Raw genomic sequence first — 24,857 nt, 5'->3', positions numbered from 1 at the left:
GGCGGCCGGATCAAGGCACAAAAGGTGCCAAATCTCCGCGTGTGAGGCGGTGAGAGCGGGCTCGGCCGCAGGTCGTGCCGGGGGCCGGCGTCCGGCCGCGCAGGAGGTAGGCGTCCACGGCGGCGCGGACGCAGGGGTCGCCGGTGTCGTAGGCGCCGTGCCCCTCCCCGTCGAGGGTGAGGAGCACGGCCCGGCCGCCGAGCGCGCGGGTCAGCGCGGGCGCCCACGCGTACGGGGTGGCCGGGTCGCCGGTGTTGCCGACGACGAGGATCGGCGCGGCGGACGGGGCCGACACCTCCCGGGCCGCGCCGTCGCCCGCGACCGGCCACCCCGTGCACTGGAGCAGGCTCCACGCCATCGAGGGCCCGAACACCGGCGAGGCGGCGCGGAAGGCCGGCAGCAGCCGCCGGACGTCGGCGGGAGTGTGGCGTTCGGCGGTGTCGGCGCAGGTGATGGCGGTGTTCGCGGCGGACAGGTTGCTGTAGGCGCCGTTGCCGGCCCGGCCGTTCTGGACGTCGGCGAGCATCAGCAGCAGCGAGCCGTCGCGGCGCTTCACCGCGTCCACGAGGCCCTGGGCGAGGTAGGGCCAGGCGTCCCGGGAGTACAGCGCGGCGGTGACGCCGGTCGTGCCGAGGCTCTGGGTGAGCTTGCGGCCGGACGACGTCGGGAGCGGCTTGCGGTCGAGCCCGGCGAGGATCCGGCCGATGGACGCGGTGACCGCCGGGCCGTCGGCTCCGAGCGGGCACGACTTGGGGCCGAGGCGGGCGCAGGCGGCGGCGAAGGTGCCGAGCGCGCGCTGGAACGCGGCGGCCTGCTGGAGGGTGAGGTCGGCGGTGCCGATGCCGGTGTCGACGGCGCCGTCCAGGACGACCCGTCCGACGGCGCCGGGGAACTGGTGGGCGTAGGCGGCGCCGAGCCAGGTGCCGTAGGAGATGCCGAAGTAGTGCAGTTTCGCGTCGCCGAGCGCGACGCGGATCGCCTCCATGTCGCGGGCGGCGTCCACGGTGCCGACGTGGGGCAGCAGGTCGCCGGAGCGGGCCGCGCATCCCTGCACGAAGGCGGTGCGGGCGGCGATGTAGGCGGTCTCCTCGGCGGCGGTGTCGGGGGTGTCGTCCATGGCGGCGAGTTCGTCCAGGCGCGGTGCGTCCGCGCACCGGACGGGGGCGCTGCGCCCGACGCCGCGCGGGTCGAAGCCGACCAGGTCGTACCGGGTGCGCAGCGCGGCGTACTCGCCGGCGAGCTGGACGAGGGTGTCGACGCCGGCGCCGCCGGGGCCGCCGAAGTTGAACAGCAGCGAGCCGATGCGGTGCCGCCGGTCGGTCGCCGGCACCTTGACCAGGGCCAGGCCGATCGTCGCGCCGGACGGCCTGGCGCGGTCGAGCGGCACCCGGAGCGTCGCGCAGCGGAGGCCGGCGGGCAGGGGGTCACCGCCGGGCGGCGGGGTCGGCAGGCCGGTGCAGCGCGTCCATTTCAGCGGCGGGGCGGCGGGCGCGGACGAGAGCGCGCCCGCCGGCGGTATCGGGGCCGTGCCGACCGCCGTGCTGACCGCCGTGCCGACCGCCGCGCGCGGCACGGCGGCCGCGGGGCGCCGGTGCCCGGTCACTCCCGGGAGGGAGAGCAGTCCGGAAACGGCCACTCCGGCGGCGGACACCAATGCAATGCCGGAAATGCCCCGGTACCTGGCCATTCATCCCCCACTTCGTGTCGCGGGGGGCGGTCGTGACCTACCCAGGGCCTCCTATGCTGACTCCTGATCAACTCCATAGGCTCCACGCGCATGGGGGGAGCACGCGGGGCAACCGCCCGGCGTCCCCGAGGGCCCTCCCCCGAAAGTCCGGATACCGCATCAGGGTCGTACTACTCAAGGCTGAGATGAAGACCATTCATTGCGGTGATCTCATTCAGGGGGCCCTGAGGCAAAGATAGGTAGCATGGCTCAACCCGCCCCCCCAGCAGCCCGCAGAGGCCAGGCCGCCGCAAGGATGCGGCACCGGGTGCTCACCGCGCCTCCGGTCTGGCGTGAGCTTCTGCTGGTCGTCCTCTTCTACACCGGCTATACGCTGACGCGCATCGTCCTGGTTCAGGACGGCACGGGCCCGGCGTTCGCCCACGCTGAGGACATCCTGCGCCTGGAACGCTACCTGGGGATGGACGTTGAGCTGCACCTGAACCACACACTGCTGGCCGTGCCGTGGCTCGCGCGGACCGCCAACATCTTCTACGCCACGATGCACTTCATCGTGACGCTCGGCGTCGTCGTCTGGCTCTACCGCTACCGGCCGCAGCACTACCGGTGGCTCCGCACGTCCATCATGGTCGCCACCGGGGTGGCGCTGATCGGCTTCTGGCTGTACCCGCTCGCCCCGCCGAGGTTCCTGCACAGCGAGGGCTTCGTCGACCCGGTGACCGCGCTGCACTCGCTCGGCCTGTACGCCAGCGACGCCTCCGGAAGCCTGACCAACCAGTACGCGGCGATGCCGTCGATGCACGCCGGCTGGGCGCTGTGGTGCGGGTTCATCCTGGTCAGGCTGGCGTCGCGGCCGTGGGCGAAGATCCTCGGCGCGCTGTACCCCGCGACGACGGTGTTCGTGATCCTGTCCACCGCCAACCACTACGTGCTGGACGCGGTGGCGGGGATGGCGCTGATCGGCGGCGCGCTGTGGGTGTCGTGGCTGCTCTACGCGCGCTGCCCCGTGCCGATCCTCATCGCGCGGGCCCGGATCACGCACCGGCTCGCGCAGCGCACCGGCCGGGGCACCGCGAGCCGGTCCGGGGCGGGCAGAGCCGCCCCCTGCCGGGCGAGCCGGCCCTGACGGCTCTACTACTGGAGTAGTAGGGCCTACTCCGGTAGTACCGGACCACTTTCAGCCGGACGCGTGGTTTCAGCCGGACCCGTGGTTCCAGCCGGCGCCGTGGAACTTCAGTCGGCGCCGTAGAACACGCGGTCGACGACGGCGCGCGCGCGGCGGGTGCAGCGCCGGTAGTCCTCCAGCAGGTCCCCCGTGCCGGGATAGCCGAGGACGCGGGTGACGGCGCTGCGCTCCCGGTGGTGGTCGGTGGGCAGCAGGTCGGACGCGCGGCCCCGCACCAGCATGACGGCTCCCCGGATGCGGGTCGCCAGGCACCACGACTCCGCGAGGACCTCGGCGTCGGCCGCGTCCAGGAGCCGGGCCCCGACGGCGGCGTCCAGCGCGTCCAGCGTCCGGGTGGTGCGCAGCCCCGGGACGTCGTGGGCGTGCTGGAGCTGCAGGAGCTGCGCGACCCATTCCACGTCGGCGAGGCCGCCCGGCCCGAGCTTGGTGTGCAGCCGGCGCTCGACGCCGCGCGGCAGCCGCTCGGACTCCATCCGCGCCTTCAGCCGCCGGATCTGCCGGACGGCGTCCTCGCCGATGCCGCCCTCCGGCCAGCGGACCGGGTCGATCAGCGCGCGGAACCGCTCGCGCAGCCCCGGATCGCCGATCAGCGGGTCGGCGCGCAGCAGCGCCTGCGCCTCCCACGGCTCCGACCAGCGGGCGTAGTAGGCGGCGTAGGACGCGAGGGTCCGGACGAGCGGCCCCTGCCGCCCCTCCGGGCGCAGGTTCGGGTCGATCACCAGCGGCGGGTCGGGGGCGGGCAGCGCGAGCAGCCGGCGCAGCTCCTCGGCGGCGGCGTGCGCGGCGCGCCCGGCGGCGGCCTCGTCGGCGCCGGGCAGCGGGTCGTGCACGAACATCACGTCGGCGTCGCTGCCGTAGCCGAGCTCGTGCCCGCCGAACCGGCCCATCGCGACGACGGCGAGGCGGGTCGGCAGTGGCTCCCGCGTCTCCAGCTCGATCTTGTGCACGGCGGTGCGCAGCGCGGCGTCGACCGTGACGGTGGCGATGCCGGTGAGGGCGTCCCCGACCGTCCGGACATCGGCCAGGCCGAGCAGGTCGGCGACCGCGACCCGGAACAGCTCCCGGCGCCGCAGCCCGCGCACCACGCCGACCGCCTCCTCGGCCGGCCGCCCGCCCTCGGCACCGCCGCTCTGGGGGGACGGCCCCCCAGACCCCCCGGCAGGCCTTTCGTAGCGCCGGACCGCCGCCAGGGCCTCGGCGGACAGCGCCGCGCAGGGGCGCGGGGCGAGGTCGTCCTCGCCGCCGCCGAGCAGCGCGACCGCCTCGGGCGCGCGCAGCAGCAGGTCGGTGGCGTACCGGCTGGAGCCGAGCACCCACGCCATCCGCTCGGCGACGGTCACCTCGTCGCGCAGCAGCCGCAGGTACCAGGGCGTCGTGCCGAGCGCGTCGCTGACCTGCCGGAACCCGAGCAGGCCCGCGTCCGGGTCGGGCGCGTCGGCGAACCAGCCGAGCATCACCGGCAGCAGCGTCCGCTGGATCGCGGCGCGCCGCGACACGCCCGCCGTCAGCGCCTCGATGTGCCGCAGCGCGCCCGCCGGGTCGGCGTAGCCGAGCGCCTCCAGCCGGGTCCGGGCGGCCTCGGGGGTGAGCCGCGCCTCCTCCCCCGGCAGCCGCGCCACCGCCCGCAGCAGCGGTCGGTAGAACAGCTTCTCGTGGATGCGGCGGACCTCCCGGGCGTGCCGCCGCCACAGCGCGGTGAACTCCCCGACGGGGTCGGTGCGCAGGCCGAGGGCGCGGCCGAGGCGGCGCAGGCCGTCGGCGTCGTCCGGGACGAGATGGGTGCGGCGCAGCCGGTGCAGCTGGACGAGGTGCTCCACCCGCCGCAGGAACCGGTACGCCGAGGCCAGCGCCGCCGCGTCGTCGCGCCCGACGTAGCCCCCCTGCGACAGCGCGGCCAGCGCGTCGAGGGTCGCGCGGGCGCGCAGCGTGTCGTCGGCGCGGCCGTGCACGAGCTGCAGCAGCTGCACCGAGAACTCGACGTCGCGCAGGCCGCCGGGCCCGAGCTTGAGCTGCCGCTCGGAGTCGGCGGTGCGCCGGTTCAGGTCGGTCTCGACGCGGCGCCGCATGTCCTGGACGTCCTCGACGAAGCTCTCGCCCTCGGCCGCCCGCCATACCACGGGGGTGGCCATGTCGAGGTAGCGGGCGCCGAGCTCGGCGTCGCCCGCGACGGGCCGGGCCTTCAGCAGCGCCTGGAACTCCCAGGTCTTGGCCCACCGCTCGTAGTAGGCGCGGTGGCTGGCGAGGGTCCGCACCAGCGGGCCGGCCTTGCCCTCGGGGCGCAGCGCCGCGTCCACCTCCCAGAGCGCGCCCTCCTCGGTGCTGGCCGAGCAGGCCCGCATCATCGCGGACGCGAGCCGGGTCGCGGTGCGCAGCGCGGCGTCCTCGTCGTGCCCGTCGCCGGTCTCGCCGGCGCCCCGCGCCTCCGCCACGAAGACCACGTCGACGTCGCTGACGTAGTTCAGCTCGCGGGCGCCGCACTTGCCCATGCCGATCACGGCGAGCCGGCACGTCGCGTGCTCGGGGACGGCGGCGCGCGCGATCGCGAGGCCCGCCTCCAGCGCGGCGGACGCGAGGTCGGCCAGCTCGGCGGCGACCGCGGCGACGTCGGCCGCGCCGATGAGGTCGCGGCCGGCGAGCGCGAGCACCCGCCGGCGGTAGGCGACGCGCAGCGCGACGAGCGCGTCGTCGGCCCCGGCCACGGGCTCCGCGTCGGCGGGGTCGGCGCCGACCGCGGCCAGCAGCTCGTCCCGGGGGCCGCCGGGCGGCGGCGCCCAGCCGTCGCGCAGCACCCGCCAGTGGCCGGGGTGCCGCGCCAGGTGGTCGCCGAGGGCGGCGCTCACGCCGAGCACGGCGGTCAGCCGCTCCCGCGTCCCCGGCTCGGCGGCGAGGGCCGCGCGCAGCCCGGCGCCCTCGCCGTGCTCGTCGGCCGCGGCGAACAGGCGCAGCAGCCCGTCCAGGGCGAGGTCGGGGTCGGCGGTGCCGCCGAGCGCGTCGAGCAGGTCGGCGCCGGGCGGCGCGCCGGTGCCGCGCTCGGCGTCCCGCAGCAGCCACTCGGCCCGCGCCGCGTCGGTGAAGCCGAGCCGCGCGAGGCGTCCGGCGAGGGAGGAGCGGCGTTCGGGAGTGCGCGACTCGGTCACAGCGTCAACCGTAATCCGGCCGCCCCCGCTAGAGCACGGCCAGCAGGCGCTTGCGCTCGAACTCGGTCACCTGGCGCCGGTAGTCCTCCCACTCCTGCCTCTTGTTGCGCAGGAAGAAGTCGAACACGTGCTCGCCGAGGACGTCGGCGACCAGCTCGCTGCGCTCCATCGCGTGGATCGCCTCGTCCAGGTTCTGCGGCAGCGGCTCGATGCCGAGGGCGCGCCGCTCGGCGACGGTCAGCGCCCAGACGTCGTCCTCGGCGCCCGGCGGCAGCTCGTAGCCCTCCTCGATGCCCTTCAGCCCGGCGCCGAGGATCGCCGCGAACGCCAGGTAGGGGTTCGCGGCCGTGTCCAGCGACCGGAACTCGATCCGGGTGGAGTGGCCCTTGTGCGGTTTGTACATCGGGACGCGGACCAGCGCCGACCGGTTGTTGTGGCCCCAGCAGATGTAGGACGGGGCCTCTCCCCCGGCGCCGGCGGCCGAGCCGACGTTGCCCCACAGCCGCTTGTAGGAGTTGACCCACTGGTTGCAGACCGCGGTGATCTCCGCGGAGTGCCGCAGCAGCCCGGCGATGAACGCCCGCCCGACCTTGGACAGCTTGAACTCCGCGCCCGGCTCGTAGAAGGCGTTGCGGTCGCCCTCGAACAGCGACATGTGGGTGTGCATGCCGGAGCCGGGGTGCTCGGTGAACGGCTTCGGCATGAAGGACGCGTTGACGCCCTGCTCCAGCGCGACCTCCTTCATCACCAGCCGGAACGTCATGATGTTGTCGGCGGTGGTGAGCGCGTCGGCGTACCGCAGGTCGATCTCCTGCTGGCCGGGGGCGCCCTCGTGGTGGCTGTACTCCACCGAGATGCCCATGGCCTCCAGCATCATGATCGCGTTGCGCCGGAAGTCGTGCGCGGCGCTGTGCGGGGTGTGGTCGAAGTAGCCGCCGGAGTCGGCGGGCTCGGGCTCGCTGCCGTCCTCCGGCTTGTCGTTGAGCAGGAAGAACTCGATCTCGGGGTGCGTGTAGAAGGTGAACCCGAGGTCGGCGGCCCGCGACAGCGCCCGCTTCAGCACGTAGCGGGGGTCGGCGAAGCTCGGCGCCCCGTCCGGCATCAGGATGTCGCAGAACATCCGCCCGACGCCCGGCGACTCCGAGCGCCAGGGCAGCACCTGGAAGGTGGACGGGTCCGGCTTGGCGATCATGTCGGCCTCGTACACCCGCGCGAAGCCTTCGATCGCCGACCCGTCGAAGCCGATGCCCTCGCCGAACGCGCCCTCCAGCTCGGCGGGCGCGACGGCCACCGACTTCAGGAACCCGAGCACGTCGGTGAACCACAGCCGGATGAAGCGGATGTCGCGCTCCTCCAGCGTGCGGAGCACGAACTCCTGCTGACGGTCCAAAGCCTTCTCCCTCGGTACTGCCCCGCCGCCGACATGGGGCCGGGCAACGCATGCCGGCCGCGAGAGCCGGTCCGGCTACTTCGCAGTATGCCCGGTGGCTGTTACCGCGACGTTACGCCGGACCATTCCCGCTGACCGGAACATATCCGACTACTCGCCCTCCCCGACCCGCGCGGCGGCCGGGTCGAGGACGCGCGACAGGAACGCCCGGGTGCGCTCGTGCGACGGGTCGGCGATCACCCGCTGCGGCGGGCCCTCCTCGACGACCACGCCGCCGTCCATGAACACCACCCGGTCGGCCACCTCCCGGGCGAACGACATCTCGTGGGTGACCACGAGCATGGTCATCCCCGCCTCCGCCAGGGACCGCATGACGCCGAGGACGTCGCCGACCAGCTCCGGGTCCAGCGCGGACGTCGGCTCGTCGAACAGCATCACCTCCGGGCCCATCGCCAGCGCGCGGGCGATCGCCACGCGCTGCTGCTGCCCGCCCGACAGCTGCGCCGGGTAAGCGCCGACCTTGTCCGACAGCCCGACCCGCTCCAGGTTCTCCCGGGCGATCCGCTCGGCCTCCGCCTTGCCCCGCTTCAGCACCTTCCGCTGCGCGATCACCACGTTGCCGAGGGCCGTCAGGTGCGGGAAGAGGTTGAAGGACTGGAACACCATGCCGATCCGGCGGCGGACGGCGTCGATGTCCACCTCCGGGCCGGTGACGTCGGAGCCGGCGACCCGGACCGTCCCCGCGGACGGCTCCTCCAGCAGGTTGACGCAGCGCAGCAGCGTCGACTTGCCCGACCCGGACGGGCCGATCACGCACACCACCTCGCCCGGCTCGACATGGAAGTCGATGCCGCGCAGCACCTCGTTCGCCCCGAACGACTTGCGCAGCCCGGTGATCTCGATGGCGCCGCCGCCGGTGCCCTTGCCGAGGCCCGTCATCGCTGCCCCCTGCGCTGCCGCGCCTCCAGCCGCCGCGCCAGCAGGCTCAGCGGGATCGTGATGATCAGATAGCAGATCCCGGCCACGATGATCGGGGTCGTGTTGCCCTGCTCGCCCGCGAGGTCGCGGCCGAACTTGGTGAGCTCCCGCTGCTCCAGCGTGATGCCGAGGAACAGCACCAGCGAGGAGTCCTTGCAGAGCAGCACCAGCTCGTTCGTCAGCGGCGGGATGATGATCCGGAACGCCTGCGGGATGATGACCGACCGCATCGCGCGGGCGTGCGACATGCCGAGCGAGCGCGCCGCCTCCATCTGCCCCTTGGGGACGGCCTCGATCCCGGCCCGGATCGTCTCCGCCATGTACGCGGTGGCGGCGAGCCCGAGCGCGAGCCCCGCCTGCCCGGCGGCGCCGCCCGGGATGTTCGTGCCGGGGAAGGCCAGCGGCACGCCCACGCCCACGAAGATGAAGATCAGCAGCAGCGGCAGGCCGCGGAAGATCTCGATGTAGGAGGTGGCGAACCAGCGGTAGGGCGCGACCGACGACAGCCGCATCAGCGCCACGATCAGCCCGCCGCCGAGCCCGATGCCGAACCCGACCGCGGTGTAGACGGCGGTGTTGCGCAGCCCGACCGTGATGATGTCGGGGAACAGGCTCTTCGCGACCTCCCAGTTGGCGAAGTTCAGCCGCAGCGTGCCCCAGTCGGCCAGCAGGACGACCAAGATCACGACGACGGCGAAGAGCCCGTACTGCCCGCCGAGCGACAGCTGCCGGCGGCGCCGGCGGGACAGCCCGCCGGGCACCGCCGCCTTGACCGGTTCCGCGGTCACGAGCCGCCGCCGGCGGCCGCGGGCATCGGACCGATCCACTTCTCGTAGATCTTCTTGTAGGTGCCGTCGGCCTTGGCCTGCGCGAGCACCTGGTTGGTGATCTTGACCAGCTCGGGGTTCTCCCCCTTGCGCATCCAGAAGCCGTACTGCTCGCCGGTGTTGAGGTTCGCGACGATCTCGTAGCCGGAGTTCGCCGGGTCCTTCAGCCAGCCCTTGACGACCGGGTCGTCCTGGACGATCACGTCGACCTGGCCGGTGCGCAGCCCGTTCAGCTCGGCGTTGGAGTTGTCGAACGAGCGCGGGTCGAAGCCCTTGTCCTTGACGAAGTCCTCACCGGTGGTGCTCGCCTGGGAGCCGAGCTTCAGCTTCTTGCTCTTGACGTCGTCGAGCGAGGCGACGCCGGTGCCCTTCTTCGCCATCAGCGACTGCGTCGCGTCGAAGTAGGGGGCGGAGACGTCCATGAACTTCACCCGGTCGGGCTTGATGGTCATGCCGCCCATCTGGATGTCGCACTTGCCGGCGTTCAGCGCCGCGCCCGTCTTCATCGTCTCGAAGGGCGTGTCGACGACCTTCTGCGTGACGCCGAGCTTCTTGGCGACGAGGTCGATCAGCTCGACGTCGAAGCCGACGACCTTGCCGGTCTTCTTGTCCTCCGACTGGAACGGCGGGTACGGCAGGTGGGTGCACGAGGTCAGCGCGCCCTTCTCGATGAGCTTCACGCCCTGCACGGTCGCGCCCTCGTCGCCGCCGCACGCCGACGCCGTCAGCGCTACGACCGCCAGGCCCGCGGCCAGTGCCCATCGCACGGTCCCTCTGGACACTTTTCCTCCTGTATGAGCGTGTTGCCGATCACCGAACTATCGCACGTCAGCGGCACGCGCGGCAGGGGCGGGCGAATGGTGCCCCCATGACCGTCCGCGCGGAACCGTTTCCATGAAATTGACGCGGCGATCATGGTCGCTCGACGGAATGATCATTAGCGTGGTCAGCGTCGTGGACATCTCTCTTCTGCTCTCGATGACGGACCGGGTGCCCGCACTGGCGACACCGTCGGCCATGCACCCGGAGTCGTGGCGGCTGTGCGCCCAGGTGGAGGCCTGGGCCCGCGGCCGCGGCCTCGTGCTCGGCGACCCGGACACCTCGCCGCTCGGCCGGGCCCGCTGCGAGCGGCTCGCCGCCCGCGTGCTGCCGGCCGCCGACCTCGCCGGTGTCGACCTGTTCGCCCGCTGGCTGACCTGGGCGCTCGCACTGGACGACACGATGGACCATCCGCCGCTCGCCGACAGCGGCAGCGCCGTGCACGCGCTGTACGACGATCTGCTGCGCGCGATGCGGCGCGGCCACGCCCGGCCGGGGGCGCGCCCCCTGGAGGCGGCGCTGGTCGAGCTGTGGCAGGCGACGGCCAAGGACATGAGCCGCGAATGGCGCCGCCGGTTCATGCTGCAACTGGAGACGCACCGGGACGGCTGCGCGGAGGAGGCGGTCAACCGCCGCATCCGGCACGTCCCGACGGAGGCGGAGTACCCGCCGCTGCGCCGCCGGGCGTGCGGGCCGTTCCTGTACGACCTGGTCGAGCCCGTCCTCGGCGTCGAGCTGCCGGCCCGGCTGCTGCGCACGCCCCGCTGGAAGACCCTCGCCGACGGGATCGCCGACGTCGTGGCCTGGTCCAACGACCTCGCCTCCTACGACCTGGAGGCGGCCCGCGGCGACGTGCACGCGCTGCCCGCCGTGCTCGCCCGGACCCGCGGGCTGAACCCGGAGCAGGCCGCCGCCGCGGTCGCCGACCGGATCGTCGACCGGCTCGAGCAGGCGTGGTCGGCGGCGCGGAAGCTGCCGGACATGCTCGACCGGCTGGACCTCACCGTCGCGCAGCGCGCCGCCGCCGCGCAGGTCGTCAAAGTGCTGCTGGACACGCCGCGCGCCCACCTCGACTGGCTCGCCGAGTCCGGCCGCTACGCGCCCGACTCGGCGCCCGGCACGCTCCGCCTGGACGCGCTCGCCTCGCTGCGCTGACCGCGGGCGAGGGCGTCGCCCGCCGGCGTGCGGACGTACAGCACGCGGCGGCCCATCCGGTGCCCGGTGACGAGGCCGCAGGCGCGCAGCACGCCGAGGTGCTGGCTGACCGCGCCGGCGGTGACGCCGAGCCGCCGCGCCAGGTCGGTGGTCGCGGCGGGCCGCGCCAGCGCGGCGAGCAGGTCGGCGCGGCGCCGGCCGATCAGCGCGGCCAGCGCGTCCCGCCGCTCGTCCGGACGGCCCGTCTCCCACAGCGTCGCGACGCCGCGCGGCGGATAGCTGAGCATCGGCTGGTAGGGCGGCACCATCACCGACACGTGCGGCCACACGAACGCGCTCGGGACGAGCAGCATCCCCCGCCCGGCCGGCTCGCCCCGGAACGTCCAGCGCCGGTTGACGGTCAGCGTCCCCGAACGCCACGACACGGCCTCGTGCAGGTCGCCGAAGACCCCGGCGGCGCCCTCGGCGGCGAGCGCGCCCGCGCGGCGCAGGACCTCTCCTTCGAGCAGGTCGCGGACGCGCGGCCAGAACGGCTCGACGGCGACCTCCCAGTACCGTTCGAGCAGGTCGGCCAGGTGCGCCAGGGTGCGCTCCGGGGCGTCCGCCATCGCCAGCCGCGCCGGGCCCGGCCGGATGCCGAGCTCGGTCCAGCGCAGCTCGGCGGCGACGACCTCCGGCGGCGTGGCCCGGACGATCTCCAGTTCGGCGCCGAGGTCGGGCAGCGGGGTCCCCGGCGGCGGGGTGAGGAAGTCGGGGATGTAGCCGGCGGCGCCGACGACCTCGTGCAGCGGCCCGAGACCGAGCCCGCGCAGCCGCGGCCGGACGGTGCGCGCCCACGGCAGGTGCAGCGCGTGCCCGGACGGGTCGGCGAGCACCCGCAGGCTGCGCACCATCTCCCACAGCGGCGAGAACGCGAACCGCACGCGGGCCACGTCGTCCGGCGCGAACACGAACTCGATCATTCAGTCCAGGCTAAATGATTATCCGGGACCGCCCGGAACGCCCACCATCGTCCGAGTGACCACTCTGGAAGACACTCCCGTCGCCGCTCCGGGCAGGGTCGCCGCGTTCCTGCGTCCCCGGGTCGGCGGCTTCCCCCGGCCGTTCTGGGTGCTGTGGGCGGGGACGCTGCTCAACCGCCTCGGCACCATGGTGGAGCCGTTCCTCGGCCTCTACCTGACGACGATGCGGGGGCTGTCGCTGGCGCAGGCCGGCGTGGTGATGGCGGTGCTCGGCGTCGGCTCGCTCGGCGGCCAGGTCGTCGGCGGGGCGCTCGCCGACCGGCTCGGCCGGCGGGCGACGCTGACGATCGCGACCGTCGGCACCGGCGCCGCGATGCTCGCGCTCGGCTACGCCCAGGGCATCGCCGCCCTCGTGGCGGCGGCGCTGCTGCTCGGCGTCCTGCTGGACATGTACCGGCCCGCCGCGCAGGCGATGGTGGCCGACATCATCTCCCCCGCCGACCGGCCGCGCGCCTTCGGGCTGCTGTTCTGGGCGATCAACCTGGGCTGGGCGTTCGCGATGGTGCTCGGCGGGACGCTCGCGCAGCAGGGCTTCCTGTGGCTGTTCTGGATCGACGCGGCCACCTGCGCCGGGTTCGGCCTGCTGGTGTGGCGCGCCATCCCCGAGACGCGCTCGCGGGAGGCCCGCGCCGGCGGTGGCGGCGGCGGGTTCCTTCGCGTCCTGCGGGACCGGGTCATGGTCGGCTACGTGCTGGTCACCCTGGTGTACACGTTCGTGCTGATGCAGGGCATGACGACGATGCCGCTGGCGATGAAGGAGGACGGCCTCGGCCCGCAGTCCTACGGCCTCGCGATCGCCGCGAACGGCGTGCTGATCATCATCGTGCAGCCGCTGGTGAACGCGTGGCTGGCCCGCCGCGACCACAGCCTGGTGATGGTCGCCGGGTTCCTGCTGGTCGGGCTCGGCTACGGGCTGACCTCGCTCGCCTCGACGGTGGCCGCCTACACCGCGACGATCCTGGTGTGGACGCTCGGGGAGATCACCGCGGCGTCCGTCCTGCAGGCGGTCGTCGCCGACCTCGCGCCCGCCGACCTGCGCGGCCGGTACGGCGGCCTGTACGGGATGGCGTGGTCGGGCGGCTTCCTGCTGGCGCCGCTCGGCGGCACCCAGCTGCTCGGCACCGGCGGGGCGTCGGCGCTGTGGCTGAGCTGCGCGGCGCTGGCCCTCGTCGCGGCCGCGGCGCAGCTCGCGCTCGCCCCCGCGATCCGCCGCCGCCGCGCCGCCGCGCTCGCCGCCGACTTCTCGTCAAAGTGACGAAACTAGGGCCGGCGTTCTACCCTGGGAGGGTGGCACAGCTCAGGATCGCGCTCGCGCAGGTGAACCCGACCGTCGGCGACCTCGACGGCAACGCCGACCTGATCGTGGAATGGACCCGGCGCGCCGCCGACGCGGGCGCGCACCTGGTCGCCTTCCCCGAGATGATGCTGACCGGCTACCCGGTGGAGGACCTCGCGCTCCGCGCGTCCTTCGTCGAGGCGTGCCGGCGGGCGCTGGACCGGCTCGCCCGCCGGCTCGCCGACGAGGGCCTCGGCGGCCTGCCCGTCGTCACCGGCTACCTGGACCGCCGCTCCGTCGGCCCGGTCCGCTCCGGGCAGCCCGCCGGCGCGCCGCTGGACGCCGCCGCGTGGCTGCACGGCGGCGAGGTCCTGGTCCGCTCGGCCAAGCACCACCTGCCGAACTACGGCGTCTTCGACGAGTACCGGATCTTCGTGCCCGGCGACCGGCTGCCCGTCGTCCGCGTCAACGGCGTCGACGTCGCCACCGTCATCTGCGAGGACCTCTGGCAGGACGGCGGCCCGGTCAGCGTCACCTCCGCGTCCGGCGCGGGGCTGCTGCTCGCCGTCAACGCCTCCCCCTACGAGCGCAACAAGGACGACGTCCGCCTCGACCTGTGCGCCGAACGCGCCCGCGAGGCGGGCTGCGCCCTCGCCTACGTCAACATGGTCGGCGGCCAGGACGAACTCGTCTTCGACGGCGACTCCGTCATCGTCGGCCCCGACGGCACGCCGCTGGCCCGCGCGCCCCAGTTCGTCGAGCACCTGCTCGTCGCCGACCTGGCCCTCCCCGCCGCCGACCCTTCGGCCGGACCCGGCCGCACGCCGGTCGACGCCCACGACGGCTCCACCATCACCATCGAGCGGCACGTCCTCACCCCGGACCCGCTGCCCGCCTACCCGGTGCTGCCGCAGCCCGTCGCCGAGCCCATGGACGACCTCGCCGAGATCTACGCCGCGCTCGTCCTCGGCACCCGCGACTACGTCCGCAAGAACGGCTTCCGCTCCGTCGTCCTCGGGCTGTCGGGCGGCATCGACTCCGCGCTCGTCGCCACCATCGCCTCCGACGCCATCGGCCCGGAGAACGTGCACGCCGTCCTGCTCCCCAGCCGCTACTCCTCCGAGGGGTCCGTCGTGGACGCCGAGGACCTCGTCAAGCGGCAGGGCGTCAACTCCCGCATCGTCCCCATCGCCGACATGGTCGAGGCCTTCGAGAAGCAGCTCGACCTGCACGGCCTCGCCGCCGAGAACCTCCAGGCCCGCATCCGCGCCAACGTGTGGATGGCGCTGTCCAACGAGCACGGCCACCTCGTCCTGACCGGCGGCAACAAGAGCGAGCTCGCCACCGGCTACTCCACCCTCTACGGCGACTCCGCGGGCGGCTTCGCCCCCATCAAGGACGTCTTCAAGCTCACCGTCTGGGAGCTGGTCCGCTGGCGCAACACCCAGGCCGGCGTCGACCTCCCGTTCCTGCACCCGTTCGCGCAGGAGCCCATCCCCGAGGCCGTCATCGTCAAGGAGCCGTCCGCCGAGCTGCGCCCCGGCCAGCGCGACCGCGACACGCTCCCCGAGTACACCGTCCTCGACCCGCTCCTGGCCGACTACGTCGAACGCGACATGGGCCGCGAGTCCCTCATCGCCGCCGGCCACGACGCCGGCCTCGTCGACCGCGCCATCCGCCTCGTCGACATCGCCGAGTACAAGCGCCGCCAGTACCCGCCCGGCCCCAAGATCACCCCGAAGAACTTCGGCCGCGACCGCCGCCTCCCCATCACCAACGGCTGGCGCGAGAGGTAGGCCGCGGGGCCGCTTCCCGCCGTTCAGTCGGACCCGCCGTTCAGTCGGGGAGCGTCCACCACCAGTGGTGCGCAGGCACTCCCTGCGGAACGGCCTCGGGGGCCAACCGCGGGGTGTCCGGGAGGGCGTCCCGCAGCTCTTCGTCGATGTCGTCGACGTCCTCCATGTCCACCACGGACACGGCGATGCCGCCGAGGTGGCGTTCGAAGAGGAACTCCAGCGCCGAGCGGTACAGGCACGCCCCGAAGCGGCCGTCCGCGCGCACGCCCAGCGCGGACGACTCCGTCCGCGCCACGTAGCCCGCGAGATCGGCGGCGCGCGCGACCACCGCGTCCGCGACCCGGTGCCGGTCCGGCTCGTCGGCCGCCGGATCCGGCGACGCCAGGCCGGCGAGGCAGACCATCAGCATCGCCTCGTCGAAGGGCGCCGGCCCGCGCAACCGGTCCAGGGCCTCGGCCAGCAGCTCCCGGCCCGTCCGCGCGACGTCGTAGACGGGCACGGCGGCCTCGGCCACCGGCCGGCCGAAGGACTCCAGCCACACCCCGCCGTCGGCGGCGACCCGCACGCACGCCTCCAGGCGGACGGTGACGCCCTCGGCCACCGGCGCCTTCCGGTGGAACACGAGGCGGTGCTCCCCCGCGCGGACGGACTGCGACACCACCGTCCCCGCCGCGACCGTGCGTCCCGCCGCCTCGTGGAACGGGCCGATCGGCGAGCCGCCGCCCCGCTCGGCGGCGGGGAGGTCGGTGATGTGGCGCAGCGACCGGGTCGCGGCGTCCACCTCCGAGGCGAACCCGAGCCGCGCCGCGTTCGCGTGCACGCCGTCCAGCACCGCGGCGGCGCCCGCCGCCGGGTCCACCCGCGCGCCGGACCGCCCCAGCGCCCGGACCGCCGCCACATCGGCCGCGAGCCCGTCCCGCACCGCGGCCGGGTCCGCCAGCATCCGGTCCGCCGCGACCACCCGCGGATCATGCTCGCTCGTCACGCCGTCACTTCCGTTCCGTCCCCGGCACGGCCCCGGTCATCCGGGCGCCGTGAAACACCAGCAGGCCTCGTCGCCGCAGCGCAGCCAGTCCGCGTCCCCGGGCGCCGAACCGTCGACGCCTTCGAGCGAGCCGGCGAAGATCCGGTCCCGGTACTCGCGCATGCTCATGCCGGTCCGCTTCGGGGCCCACCACCACCAGTGGTGGCGCGGCGCCCAGGACGGGATCTGGAAGCGGTGCGGCGGCGGGGCGTCCTCGGCCGCCTCCTTCAGCTCCTCGTCGACGTCCTCCAGCGCGTCGAGGTCGGCCTCCGACAGCGGCTCGGCGTCCGCGAGGTCGTCGAGCAGCAACTGGAGCGCGGACCGGTGCTCGCACGCGGGCCGGTACCCGTCGAAGCGCCCGCGGTCCGCGAGATCCTCGGTCTCGCTGAGGTAGCCGGCCAGGTAGGCGCGCGCCGCCTTCTCGTGCAGCGCCCCGGCGACACCGCCGCCGCGCACCTGGTCGCGAAGGCGCGGGACCTCGGCGGGATCGTGCGCCTCCCATCCGGCCAGCCCCTCGTAGAAGGCCAGCAGCGCACGCATCGGGTGCTCCTGGACGTCCCCCTCGGGGGCCTCCCCGGGACGCGTCCGCTCCAGCGACGCCGCCGCGCTCCGCAGCCAGTGGAGGCGCTTGGACCACGCTTCCTCGGACTCCGGCATGTGCCCTAGACCCCCTTCGCCCCGCCGAACGTCGGCATCACGACCCGGCCGTCGGGCCGGATGATCACCAGGGCCTCCAGGGTGATCGGGCGGCCGTTCGCCCCGGTGACCGTCCGGTGGAACACCAGCCGCTCGGCGCCGTTGTCGAGCATGCTCCGCTTCACCACGTCGCCCTCGCGGATCGTCCGCTCCGCGCTGTTCAGGTAGTCGCGGACCACGTCACCCGTGCGCTCGGACTCCGGCAGCTCATCGTAGTGCTTGCGCGCGTGGTAGGCCGTCGAGGTGTCGGAGCCCATGTCGATGTCGCCCGCCTGCCGCCGCAGGGCGTCCACCCGCTCGCCCTCGGGGAGGTCGGTGTCGACGTCGGCGTGTCCCGGGCGCTCGCCGCGCACCGCGTCGACGTCCTGGCGCAGCTCCTCGGTCAGGTCCAGCTCGTCGAACCGCTCGAGGCCGACCTGGATCTTGCTCCGCCCGTTGAGGTCCAGGTCGCCGGACTTGATGTCCTCGGTGACCGAGCGCACCTGCTCGTCGAAGCGCGACTTGAAGTACTCGTAGCGGTAGGCGAACTCGCGCGGGTCGACGGCGCCGCCGCCGTCCAGCGCGAACCGCGCGGCGTCGGAGTTGAGCTCCGGCCTGGCGTTGAGCACCTTCTTGCCGAACTTCTGGTCCAGCGCGGAGGCGGCGCGCTGCCACGCGTCCCCGTCCCGGGGGTTGTCGCCGCGGAGCCGGTCGATCTCCTCGTCCGACAGCCCCGCGTCCCGCAGGGCCTGCTCCAGCCGCTCCGCCTTCGCCACCTTCTGCGGATCCGGCTGCGCGTCCCCGTCACCATCGGGCGCGTCCCCATCGCCTTCGGGGGCCTGGCCATCGCCCTCGGGCGCGTTCCCGTCACCTTCGGGGGCGTTGCCGTCGCCGTCAGGGGCGTTGCCGTCGCCGTCAGGGGCGTTGCCGTCACCTTCGGGGGCGTTGCCGTCACCCTCGGGGGCGTTGCCATCACCTTCAGGCGTGTTCCCATCACCGTCAGGGGCGTTGCCGTCGCCGTCAGGCGCGTTGCCGTCGCCCTCGGGCGCGTTCCCGTTGCCTTCGGGCGCGTTCCCGTTGCCTTCGGGCGCGTTGCCGTCGCCCTCGGGCGCGTTCCCGTTGCCTTCGGGCGCGTTGCCATCACCTTCAGGCGGGTTCCCGTTGCCCTCGGGCGCGTTGCCGTTGCCGTCGGGGGTGGTGTCTCCGCCCGGCGAGTCGCCGCCGGAGTCTCCGCCGTTGGACGACCCCTCGGGGTTCTGGCCGTTCTCGTTGCCGCCGACGTGGGCGGGTTCGCGGTCCGGGGCGTCCTGGAGGTCGTCCATGTCGTCCAGGGAGTCCTGGAGGTCGCCGGTGTCGATGTCCAGGTCGTTCAGTTCGTTCTGCAGGTCGGTGGTGCTGGGGTTGTCGTCGAAGCCGACCTCGTCGCTGTCGAGACGGCCGTCGCCGTCGCGGTCGCCGTGCGAGCGGTCGGGGCCGTCGGGGCTGTCCGCGTCGCCGCGCTTGAGGAGCTTGACGCCCGCGCGGACGGCGCCGACGCCGACGAAGATGCTGCCGATGTTGAGGATGCTGGAGGTGATGACGTAGCCCGGACGGTCGTCCCACTCGCGCCACGGCACGAAGGAGTGCGCGACCTCCTTCCAGTTGTTGCCGAGGTTGCTCCAGAAGTGGGAGTCCTCCTCCCACACCCAGCCGTTCTCACCGTGCAGGCCGACGAGGCCCGCCGTGTCCTCCAGGACTCCCATCCAGTTGTTGCCGAGGTTGCTCCAGAAGTGGGAGTCCTCCTCCCACACCCAGCCGTTCTCACCGTGGATGCCGACCATGTCCGCCAGGTCGGTGACGAGCCCCACGCCGAAGTCCTTGACGCCGTTCCAGGCGTCCTCGTACCAGGGTGCGTCGTACTCCTGCGGCTTCGCCCACGGGGTCTCGATGCCCTCGGGGACGTCGCCGAGGCCGTAGCCCTTCTCGCCGTTCTTGGGGTCGCCGTCCGCGGGGACGAACTTGGTGCCGCCGAAGATGCCGGTGATCTTGTTGGCGCAGTTGCGCTCCGCCTCCTGGTACTGTGCGATCGCGGCCAGGATGTCGTCGTTGAGCTGGTTGTGCTCCTCGACCTTGTCCTCGTCCTTGCGCCAGTCGTCGTCACCGGCGATGTCCGAGCGGAACTGCTGGGCGTCGCCCTTGAGGTTGTTCAGCCGGGTGATGAGCGGCCGGATCTCGCCGGCGAACGTCACCAGGGCGTCGCCCACGATGGTGACGTCGTCCTTGAAATCGTGGCCGGCGGCGGCGATGGGAGCGGTGGCCGCGTACAGCAGCTCCTCATGGGGAGCCTTGTAGAACTCGTTGAGCCCCTGCCAGTCAGAATGGATGTCGTCCCCGGTCTGGGCGATCGCGGTCCCGTCCTTCTTGAGCTCTCGTCCCGCGTCCTCGACGGCGTCGGGGTCGGCTTTGGGAATCGGGATCGCGTTCGGGTCGATCACACCGCTCAAGGTCGCACCACCCTGGTGTCATACGGGTCCGCAGATGTCACAGTTCTCACTACGACGCACGGCGGGGAGGCGTCGTTCAGATGATTTCCGGTTCTCAGCCGCCGATCTTCGGAGCGGGCGCGTTCACCGCGGTCCGCTGCGCCTCCGCGAGCATCTCCATGTCGCCGTTGATGTAGGCCTTGGTGGCCTCGACCGCGCCGGTGATGCAGGCGCCGCCCTTCGTCACCATGCCCTTCAGCCCGGAGGTCGTGTACTCCACGTACTCCTTCAGCGCCGTCCCGACGGGCATGCTCGACGCCGCCGTCCCGGCCTCTCCGACGTGCGTGCCGAAGTTCTCCAGCTGCTTGACCAGGCCCCCGCCGCCTTCGCCGCCCTCACCCGCGAGGTGGCCGCCGACCTTGGACACCACGGACCCCACGCCCGACGCCTTGATGTTGTATGCCGTCAACGGGCATCCCCCTTCGAGAATCGGCCGGGCCGGAAGTCGGCCGGCGGCCGGGCCCACGGCCGCCGGGGCGCCGGCTCGCGCACGGCGGCGAGCTCGGCCACCGACGCCTCGATCCGCAGCCCCTCGGCGCGCACCCCCGCGGTCAGCGCCGCGACCGCGGCGCCGATGGCCGCGACCGGGTCGACGTCCGTCTCCGGGTGCCGGCCGGCCTCCTCTTCCAGCTGGTCGGCGGCCCTTTCCCGGACGTCGTCGGCAGCGGCGAATTCGATCAGTTCGAACTTCATGGCTCCATCACACGGACGCGGTACCGTCATTCCATCCTGATCGCTCCGGCGGCGCTATGTCCACCCGCTTTCGCCGACTCGGCCGTTTCCGGGATCGGTCGCGCTTTTCCGGAACCCGCGGCCCCGCGAGAGCGTCTCAGTACATTGATGCGGTCTGCTCCCGGGCCGGCGCCCACCCTGTGCGGGTGGCAGGGTGGGCGGCGGAGAAACTATCGTCGGGATCAGGCATGGGCATTGCAGAGAACCTGTTCGACGACCTCTGGTGAGTGAGGCAACGATGGGGCGATGGGACCAAGGGCAGAACACGCTGCTCCACCTGGCGAAGCAGACCGGGACCTCGGGTGAGGAACTGGCGAGCCTGGTGCGGCAGCTGATCGCGGCGGCCGAGCCGCTGTCCGGCAAGTTCAACGGGGCGGGCAAGGCCGCGTTCGACAGCTTCAAGGCGCGCTCCGACCAGATCTGCGCGGACCTGAAGGGCGGCCTGGACCGGGTCAACACCGGCCAGCTCGGCATGGAGCGCGCGTTCGCCGGCGGCGACCAGGAGATGGCCGACGAGGGGAACCGCGCGATGGGGGCCGCCAACTTCGACGGCGCCAAGTTCCGGACCGCCTGAGACACGGCAAGCCACAGACGAGAGGACGGCACGGTGACGGACGGACGGCGCAGCTACGACACCGGTGCCTCGACCGAGGCCCAGGCCAACATCCAGGTGATCGTGGGGCGGCTCGAGACGCTGATCGGCACCCGCGACACCGACGTCAAGGCCGCGATGGCCGACTGGGAGGCCACCGGGGTGTCGGACGAGTACCACACCAAAGAGATGAAGTGGCACACCGCGGCCAACGAGACCCGGGAGATCATCCGGCTGGTGAAGGCCACGCTGGAGAAGAACGACGGGATCGCGCACACGACGCTCAGCAAGGCGAGCGCGGCGGTACAGGCGATCTGAACGGCCGGCGGCCGCCTCGCGGCCGTCCCGGCCGGCCGACGCGGGAGGGAACGCCGGACACCGGCGGCCCCCTCCCGCGTCCGTGTCCGCATCCGTCCCGCAGGGGACTCGCTGAGAGCGCCGAGAGCGCCGAGGGGAGGTGGCGTTGGCGCGCGACTACGACACCCAGCTGCTGGAGTCGGTGACCGTACGGCGCCGCCGGCTCCGCGACGCGCTGCTGTTCGGGCCGCAGCGGACCCGCCGCACCTTCGACGAGAGCGTCGGCAAGATCATCGCGGGGCTGTGCGCGGCGGCCGTGCTGTGCGCGGGCACGGTCGGCTGGTCGTACCTGCAGTCGGTGCTGCAGAAGCAGGAGCGCGAGAAGGCGGCGCAGGAGCGGCAGCCCACCGGCGGAGGCGCCGCGCCGGTGCCCGCCGAGTGGGTGAGCACCCAGGTCACCTTCGATCGGTTGCGCAAGGCGCTGACGGAGGCGGGTGTGCCCGGGAGCCTGTACGTGCTGCCCGGGGAACCGCGCCCGGACGCCCGGAAGGTGTCCGGCTACTACGTCATCGCCAAGGGGAAGGACCAGTTCACCGGAGGGGCGGTGGAGTTCCGCCAGGCGCGGATCGCGGCCGAGTTCCCCACCGAGGACGAGGCCTGCCGGTGGCTGTACGGCGAGCTGGTCGTCCAGGAGTCGCCGCCGCACCGGCTCGACGCGCGAGCCGAGGGCAAGGCCGTGCGGGACGGCGCGGCCCTGAGCACGCGGGTGCGGGCCGAGATCGCGGCGGCCGGCGGCGCGTCGACGACGTACACCCTGCCCCAGGGGACGCTGTTGGACCGGTTCGGGCAGGAGAGCGGAGCGGTGCTGTTCCCCTACGGCATCAGGTTCGGGGTTCGCGGGCAGCCGGAGTCGGCGCGCGCGGGCGGCCCGGCGAGCTATCAGCGGTACCGGGTCCGCCGGCAGTTCACGGTGGCGGCGTCGCTCTCGCCGGCCGCGGGCGGTTCGCCCGGCGGTGGCGTCCGCTTCACCGTCGAGGCCGGGCTGTTCCCGCGGCCGCCCGCGCTGCCCACCGTCCGGCTGCTGCTCCGCGACGGATACCTTGAACGCGTCACCGGCACGGCGGTCCCCCGGTGAGGGTCCTGACGAGAGGGCGTTCGTGAGCGTGTGGAGCCGGGTCACCCTGGTGGGAGAGAGCCGGACGGTCGACATGGTGCTGCCGGCGCAGGAGCCGCTCGGCGCCCTCATGCCGGACGTGCTGGAGCTGCTCGACGATCCGGTGCGCAGCCCGCCGCAGCTGCGGCACCTGGTCACCTCGGCCGGTGAGGTGCTGGATCCCGGCGCGAGCCTGGCCGACCGGCGGGTGCCGGACGGCGCCGTGCTGCGCCTGGTCCGGGCGGACGAGCCGCTGCCCGCGCCGGTCGTGCACGAGGTGCCCGAGGTCGTGGCCGGAGCGCTCGGCCTGCGGCTGCTGAGCTGGAGCCCGGCCGCGGCACGGTGGACCGCGACGAGCGCGCTGGTGATGCTCGCGGCGGGCGCCGGCCTGGTGATCCGGGCCGGCACCGGCGCCGGGACGGCCACCGCCGCGACCGCCTGCCTGGCGGTGCTCCTGCTGGTGGGCGGCACCGCGCTCGGCATGGCCGGGCGCACACCGGTCGGGATGGCGCTGACCCTCGGCGGAGGCGCGGCGAGCCTGCCGGCGCTGTGGTGGGCCGCCGCGGCGTACGACTGGCCCGCCTGGGCCCGCTGGGGCGGGGGCGCGCTGCTGCTCGCCGTCGTGGTCGTGCTGCTCGGGCTGAGCTCCCCGCTGGGACGCGGCGCACTGGCCGGCGGTGGTTCGGCCCTGCTGCTGGCCGCGATCGGCACGGGCTGCGCGGCGGCCGGGCTGGACTCCGCGCGCACCGGCGCGGTGCTCGCGCTGGCCTGCGTGGTGCTGCTCAGCGCGGTGCTGCGCCTGGCGCTGGCGCTGTCGGGCCTGACCTCCCTGGACGATCGGCGGGGCGCGGGGAACGCCGTGGCGCGGGCCGACCTGATGGCCGCGCTCGACCGGGCGCACCGCACCATGGTGATCGCCACGGTGGCGGTGGCGGTGGCCGCCGCCGTCGCCGGGCTGGGCGCCACCGCCCGCTTCGGCGGCTGGAGCGCCGCGCTGGCCGCGCTGCTGGCGCTCGTGGTGGCCGGCCGCGCCCGCGTCTTCCCCCTGGTCCTGGAGAAGGCCGCGCTGCTCTGCGCGGCGGTGGTCATCCTCATCGGACTGGCGGTGCGGTGGGCCGGGCACGTCTCCTGGGGCGTCGCTCCCGCGCTCGGCATGCTGCTCGTCGGCCTGGCGGCCGCGGTCGTGGTGCTCACGGCCGAACCGGCCGAGCACACCCGGGCCCGGCTGCGGCGCATCATGAACCGGATCGAGGCGATCGCCGTGACCGCGATCATCCCGGTCGCGATCGGCGTCTTCGGCACCTTCGAACGACTGCTCGAGACATTTTGAGAGGAAGCTTGGCTGAGCTCGACGGGGACAGGCCGGGCGAGGAACCCGACCCGGCCCCGGACGTGACGGCCGTCGATCCCCCCGCCATCCCGCGCCGCCCCGCGGACGGCCCGCGGCGCACCGCGCCGCCCGAGGTGGCCCGCTGGTACAGCGACATGCGCCCGGACACCGCGGAGGAGCCGGCCCCTTCCCCGGCCGGGCCGCCGGCCGCTCAGCCCCCGTCGTTCGGCGCCGCCGTCCAGCCGCCACCGCCACCGCCACCGGCACCGCAGCCACCGGCACCGCAGCCCCCACCACCGCAGTCGCCGCCACCATCGGGGCCGCCTCGTCCCGCGCCCGCACCTCCGGCACCGGCGCCGCCGGCGATGGCGCCGGAAGAGCTGGAGCGGGGGCCGGTGCACGGCGACTCGCTGCTGCGCCGGGCCGGACGCGGCGCGGTCCGGCCGTTCCGCCCCGCCGACGACGTGCAGGCGCTCGCCGAGCACGGCGAGTGGATCCAGCATCCGGTGACGACCGGGCGGCGGATCGCGGTGACGGGGCTGCGCGGCGGGGCGGGCAAGAGCACGGTGGCGGCGCTGGTCGCGTCGGTGTTCGCGCGGTACCGGCAGGACCGGGTGCTGGCGCTGGACCTCGACCCGGAGCTCGGCTCGCTGCCGCTGCGCCTCGGGGGGCGCACCGGGCACACCCTGGCCGAGCTGGCCGGGCTCGATCTCGGTGCCGCGCCGTTCGAGGAGGTCGAACCGCTGCTGACCCGGCTGGGCGAGACCCTGTGGACGCTGCCGGGGCACCGCGGGGCGATCGGCCCGGGCGCGGACGGCGGTGTCTACCGCGCGGTGGGCGTCCCGCTGAGCCGGTTCTTCGGGGTCGCCGTCACCGACTGCGGTGCCGGCATCAGCACGGACCTGCACCGCGCGGTGCTGTCGGCGGCGCACGCGCAGGTGCTCGTCACCCCGGCGACGGTGGACGGGGCGGCCAGCGTGGGCCGGGCCCTGGACTGGATGAACGCGTCCGGCTTCACCGGCCTGGTCTCCCGGACGCTGGTCGTGTTCGCGGTGCAGAGCCCGCACCTGGGGCGGCTGGCCGATGTGAAGAAGGCCGGGGAGATCCTCGCCGAGGCCGGTGTGGCGTCCGTCAAACTGCGTTTCGACCGGCACCTCGCGACCGGGTCGGTGCTCGACACCGGGCGGCTGGGGTACGCGACACGGGTCACGGCGGTCGCGATCGCCGCGGAGGCGCTGCGCCGGGCGCTGGCCGCGTGA

The 24,857-nt window shown here is 73.9% G+C and carries 21 protein-coding genes; 9 read left to right on the top strand and 12 right to left on the bottom strand.

Going from position 1 to position 24,857, the window contains the following annotated elements:
* Positions 1-10: 10 nt before the first annotated feature.
* Positions 11-1,636: an alpha/beta hydrolase gene (locus HUT06_RS14600; RefSeq protein WP_217711303.1), complete on the bottom strand. Its 1,626-nt coding sequence runs from the start codon at positions 1,634-1,636 to the stop codon at positions 11-13.
* A 358-nt stretch (positions 1,637-1,994) separates the two neighbouring features.
* Between HUT06_RS14600 and HUT06_RS14595 the strand changes: the two genes are divergently transcribed.
* Entirely contained in the window at positions 1,995-2,813 is an 819-nt protein-coding gene (locus HUT06_RS14595) for a phosphatase PAP2 family protein (protein ID WP_254715177.1), read from the top strand.
* A gap of 107 nt (positions 2,814-2,920) precedes the next feature.
* On the opposite strand, the gene HUT06_RS14590 is transcribed toward HUT06_RS14595, so the two are convergent.
* From HUT06_RS14590 to HUT06_RS14570, 5 genes are all read right to left on the bottom strand, one after another.
* Positions 2,921-6,010: a bifunctional [glutamine synthetase] adenylyltransferase/[glutamine synthetase]-adenylyl-L-tyrosine phosphorylase gene (locus HUT06_RS14590; protein ID WP_176196226.1), complete on the bottom strand. Its 3,090-nt coding sequence runs from the start codon at positions 6,008-6,010 to the stop codon at positions 2,921-2,923.
* Between the two features lie 28 nt (positions 6,011-6,038).
* Positions 6,039-7,400 carry a type I glutamate--ammonia ligase gene (gene glnA, locus HUT06_RS14585; protein ID WP_176196225.1) on the bottom strand — a complete coding sequence of 454 codons (1,362 nt, stop codon included), beginning with the start codon at positions 7,398-7,400 and terminating at the stop codon, positions 6,039-6,041.
* A gap of 150 nt (positions 7,401-7,550) precedes the next feature.
* Positions 7,551-8,339 (bottom strand): amino acid ABC transporter ATP-binding protein, encoded by a 789-nt coding sequence (locus HUT06_RS14580; protein ID WP_176196224.1) that lies wholly within the window; start codon positions 8,337-8,339, stop codon positions 7,551-7,553.
* On the bottom strand, positions 8,336-9,205 hold the full coding sequence (locus HUT06_RS14575; protein WP_176196223.1) for an amino acid ABC transporter permease: 870 nt from the start codon (positions 9,203-9,205) through the stop codon (positions 8,336-8,338). Before HUT06_RS14575 ends, HUT06_RS14580 begins: the two co-directional genes overlap by 4 nt.
* Complete coding sequence (locus HUT06_RS14570) at positions 9,163-9,987, bottom strand: transporter substrate-binding domain-containing protein (protein WP_176196222.1); 825 nt, start codon at positions 9,985-9,987, stop codon at positions 9,163-9,165. The genes HUT06_RS14575 and HUT06_RS14570 overlap by 43 nt, the downstream gene beginning before the upstream one ends.
* Before the next feature lie 172 nt (positions 9,988-10,159).
* Between HUT06_RS14570 and HUT06_RS14565 the strand changes: the two genes are divergently transcribed.
* Positions 10,160-11,179: a terpene synthase family protein gene (locus HUT06_RS14565; protein ID WP_176196221.1), complete on the top strand. Its 1,020-nt coding sequence runs from the start codon at positions 10,160-10,162 to the stop codon at positions 11,177-11,179.
* Here the strand turns inward: HUT06_RS14565 and HUT06_RS14560 are convergent.
* A complete protein-coding gene (locus tag HUT06_RS14560; protein ID WP_176196220.1) occupies positions 11,119-12,141 on the bottom strand; it encodes a DUF5937 family protein in 1,023 nt (340 codons plus the stop codon). The two genes, HUT06_RS14565 and HUT06_RS14560, sit on opposite strands and share 61 nt — an antisense overlap.
* A gap of 55 nt (positions 12,142-12,196) precedes the next feature.
* On the opposite strand from HUT06_RS14560, the gene HUT06_RS14555 reads away from it, so the two are divergent.
* A complete protein-coding gene (locus tag HUT06_RS14555) occupies positions 12,197-13,456 on the top strand; it encodes an MDR family MFS transporter (RefSeq protein ID WP_368406968.1) in 1,260 nt (419 codons plus the stop codon).
* Between the two features lie 32 nt (positions 13,457-13,488).
* The gene (locus HUT06_RS14550) at positions 13,489-15,273 is read left to right on the top strand and encodes an NAD+ synthase (RefSeq protein WP_176196219.1); all 1,785 of its coding nucleotides are present in this window, start codon (positions 13,489-13,491) and stop codon (positions 15,271-15,273) included.
* Positions 15,274-15,313: 40 nt separating this feature from the next.
* On the opposite strand, the gene HUT06_RS14545 is transcribed toward HUT06_RS14550, so the two are convergent.
* The 5 genes from HUT06_RS14545 to HUT06_RS14525 all read right to left on the bottom strand — a co-directional run bounded on the left by HUT06_RS14545 (position 15,314) and on the right by HUT06_RS14525 (position 20,187).
* A complete protein-coding gene (locus tag HUT06_RS14545) occupies positions 15,314-16,258 on the bottom strand; it encodes a hypothetical protein (protein ID WP_176196218.1) in 945 nt (314 codons plus the stop codon).
* A gap of 36 nt (positions 16,259-16,294) precedes the next feature.
* Positions 16,295-16,954: a hypothetical protein gene (locus HUT06_RS14540; RefSeq protein ID WP_176196217.1), complete on the bottom strand. Its 660-nt coding sequence runs from the start codon at positions 16,952-16,954 to the stop codon at positions 16,295-16,297.
* A gap of 5 nt (positions 16,955-16,959) precedes the next feature.
* Positions 16,960-19,455 carry a hypothetical protein gene (locus HUT06_RS14535; protein WP_176196216.1) on the bottom strand — a complete coding sequence of 832 codons (2,496 nt, stop codon included), beginning with the start codon at positions 19,453-19,455 and terminating at the stop codon, positions 16,960-16,962.
* A 94-nt stretch (positions 19,456-19,549) separates the two neighbouring features.
* Complete coding sequence (locus HUT06_RS14530; protein ID WP_176196215.1) at positions 19,550-19,903, bottom strand: DUF6507 family protein; 354 nt, start codon at positions 19,901-19,903, stop codon at positions 19,550-19,552.
* Positions 19,900-20,187, bottom strand: coding sequence for a hypothetical protein (locus HUT06_RS14525; protein ID WP_176196214.1), 288 nt, complete (start codon positions 20,185-20,187; stop codon positions 19,900-19,902). Before HUT06_RS14525 ends, HUT06_RS14530 begins: the two co-directional genes overlap by 4 nt.
* 277 nt (positions 20,188-20,464) lie before the next feature.
* Here HUT06_RS14525 and HUT06_RS14520 point away from each other — a divergent pair, with 277 nt between their 5' ends.
* The 5 genes from HUT06_RS14520 to HUT06_RS14500 all read left to right on the top strand — a co-directional run bounded on the left by HUT06_RS14520 (position 20,465) and on the right by HUT06_RS14500 (position 24,857).
* Entirely contained in the window at positions 20,465-20,800 is a 336-nt protein-coding gene (locus HUT06_RS14520) for a hypothetical protein (RefSeq protein WP_176196213.1), read from the top strand.
* Positions 20,801-20,833: 33 nt separating this feature from the next.
* Positions 20,834-21,136 (top strand): pore-forming ESAT-6 family protein, encoded by a 303-nt coding sequence (locus HUT06_RS14515; protein ID WP_176196212.1) that lies wholly within the window; start codon positions 20,834-20,836, stop codon positions 21,134-21,136.
* Positions 21,137-21,281: 145 nt separating this feature from the next.
* The gene (locus tag HUT06_RS14510) at positions 21,282-22,250 is read left to right on the top strand and encodes a glycohydrolase toxin TNT-related protein (RefSeq protein WP_176196211.1); all 969 of its coding nucleotides are present in this window, start codon (positions 21,282-21,284) and stop codon (positions 22,248-22,250) included.
* A 22-nt stretch (positions 22,251-22,272) separates the two neighbouring features.
* Positions 22,273-23,598, top strand: a complete 1,326-nt coding sequence (gene eccD, locus HUT06_RS14505; protein ID WP_176196210.1) for a type VII secretion integral membrane protein EccD — start codon at positions 22,273-22,275, stop codon at positions 23,596-23,598.
* An 8-nt stretch (positions 23,599-23,606) separates the two neighbouring features.
* Positions 23,607-24,857: a hypothetical protein gene (locus HUT06_RS14500; protein WP_176196209.1), complete on the top strand. Its 1,251-nt coding sequence runs from the start codon at positions 23,607-23,609 to the stop codon at positions 24,855-24,857.

The sequence above is a fragment of the Actinomadura sp. NAK00032 genome (assembly GCF_013364275.1).
Classification (GTDB): Bacteria; Actinomycetota; Actinomycetes; order Streptosporangiales; family Streptosporangiaceae; genus Spirillospora.
The sequence above is the reverse complement of the archived record's forward strand: the minus strand, read 5'-3'. Positions and strand labels throughout refer to the sequence as shown.

Excerpts from the sequence above, each read along its gene's own strand:
- HUT06_RS14580 (WP_176196224.1), bottom strand. The coding sequence starts at position 8,339 with ATGACGGGCCTCGGCAAGGGCACCGGCGGCGGCGCCATCGAGATCACC.
- HUT06_RS14560 (WP_176196220.1), bottom strand. The coding sequence starts at position 12,141 with ATGATCGAGTTCGTGTTCGCGCCGGACGACGTGGCCCGCGTGCGGTTC.
- HUT06_RS14540 (WP_176196217.1), bottom strand. The coding sequence starts at position 16,954 with ATGCCGGAGTCCGAGGAAGCGTGGTCCAAGCGCCTCCACTGGCTGCGG.
- HUT06_RS14525 (WP_176196214.1), bottom strand. The coding sequence starts at position 20,187 with ATGAAGTTCGAACTGATCGAATTCGCCGCTGCCGACGACGTCCGGGAA.
- HUT06_RS14520 (WP_176196213.1), top strand. The coding sequence starts at position 20,465 with ATGGGGCGATGGGACCAAGGGCAGAACACGCTGCTCCACCTGGCGAAG.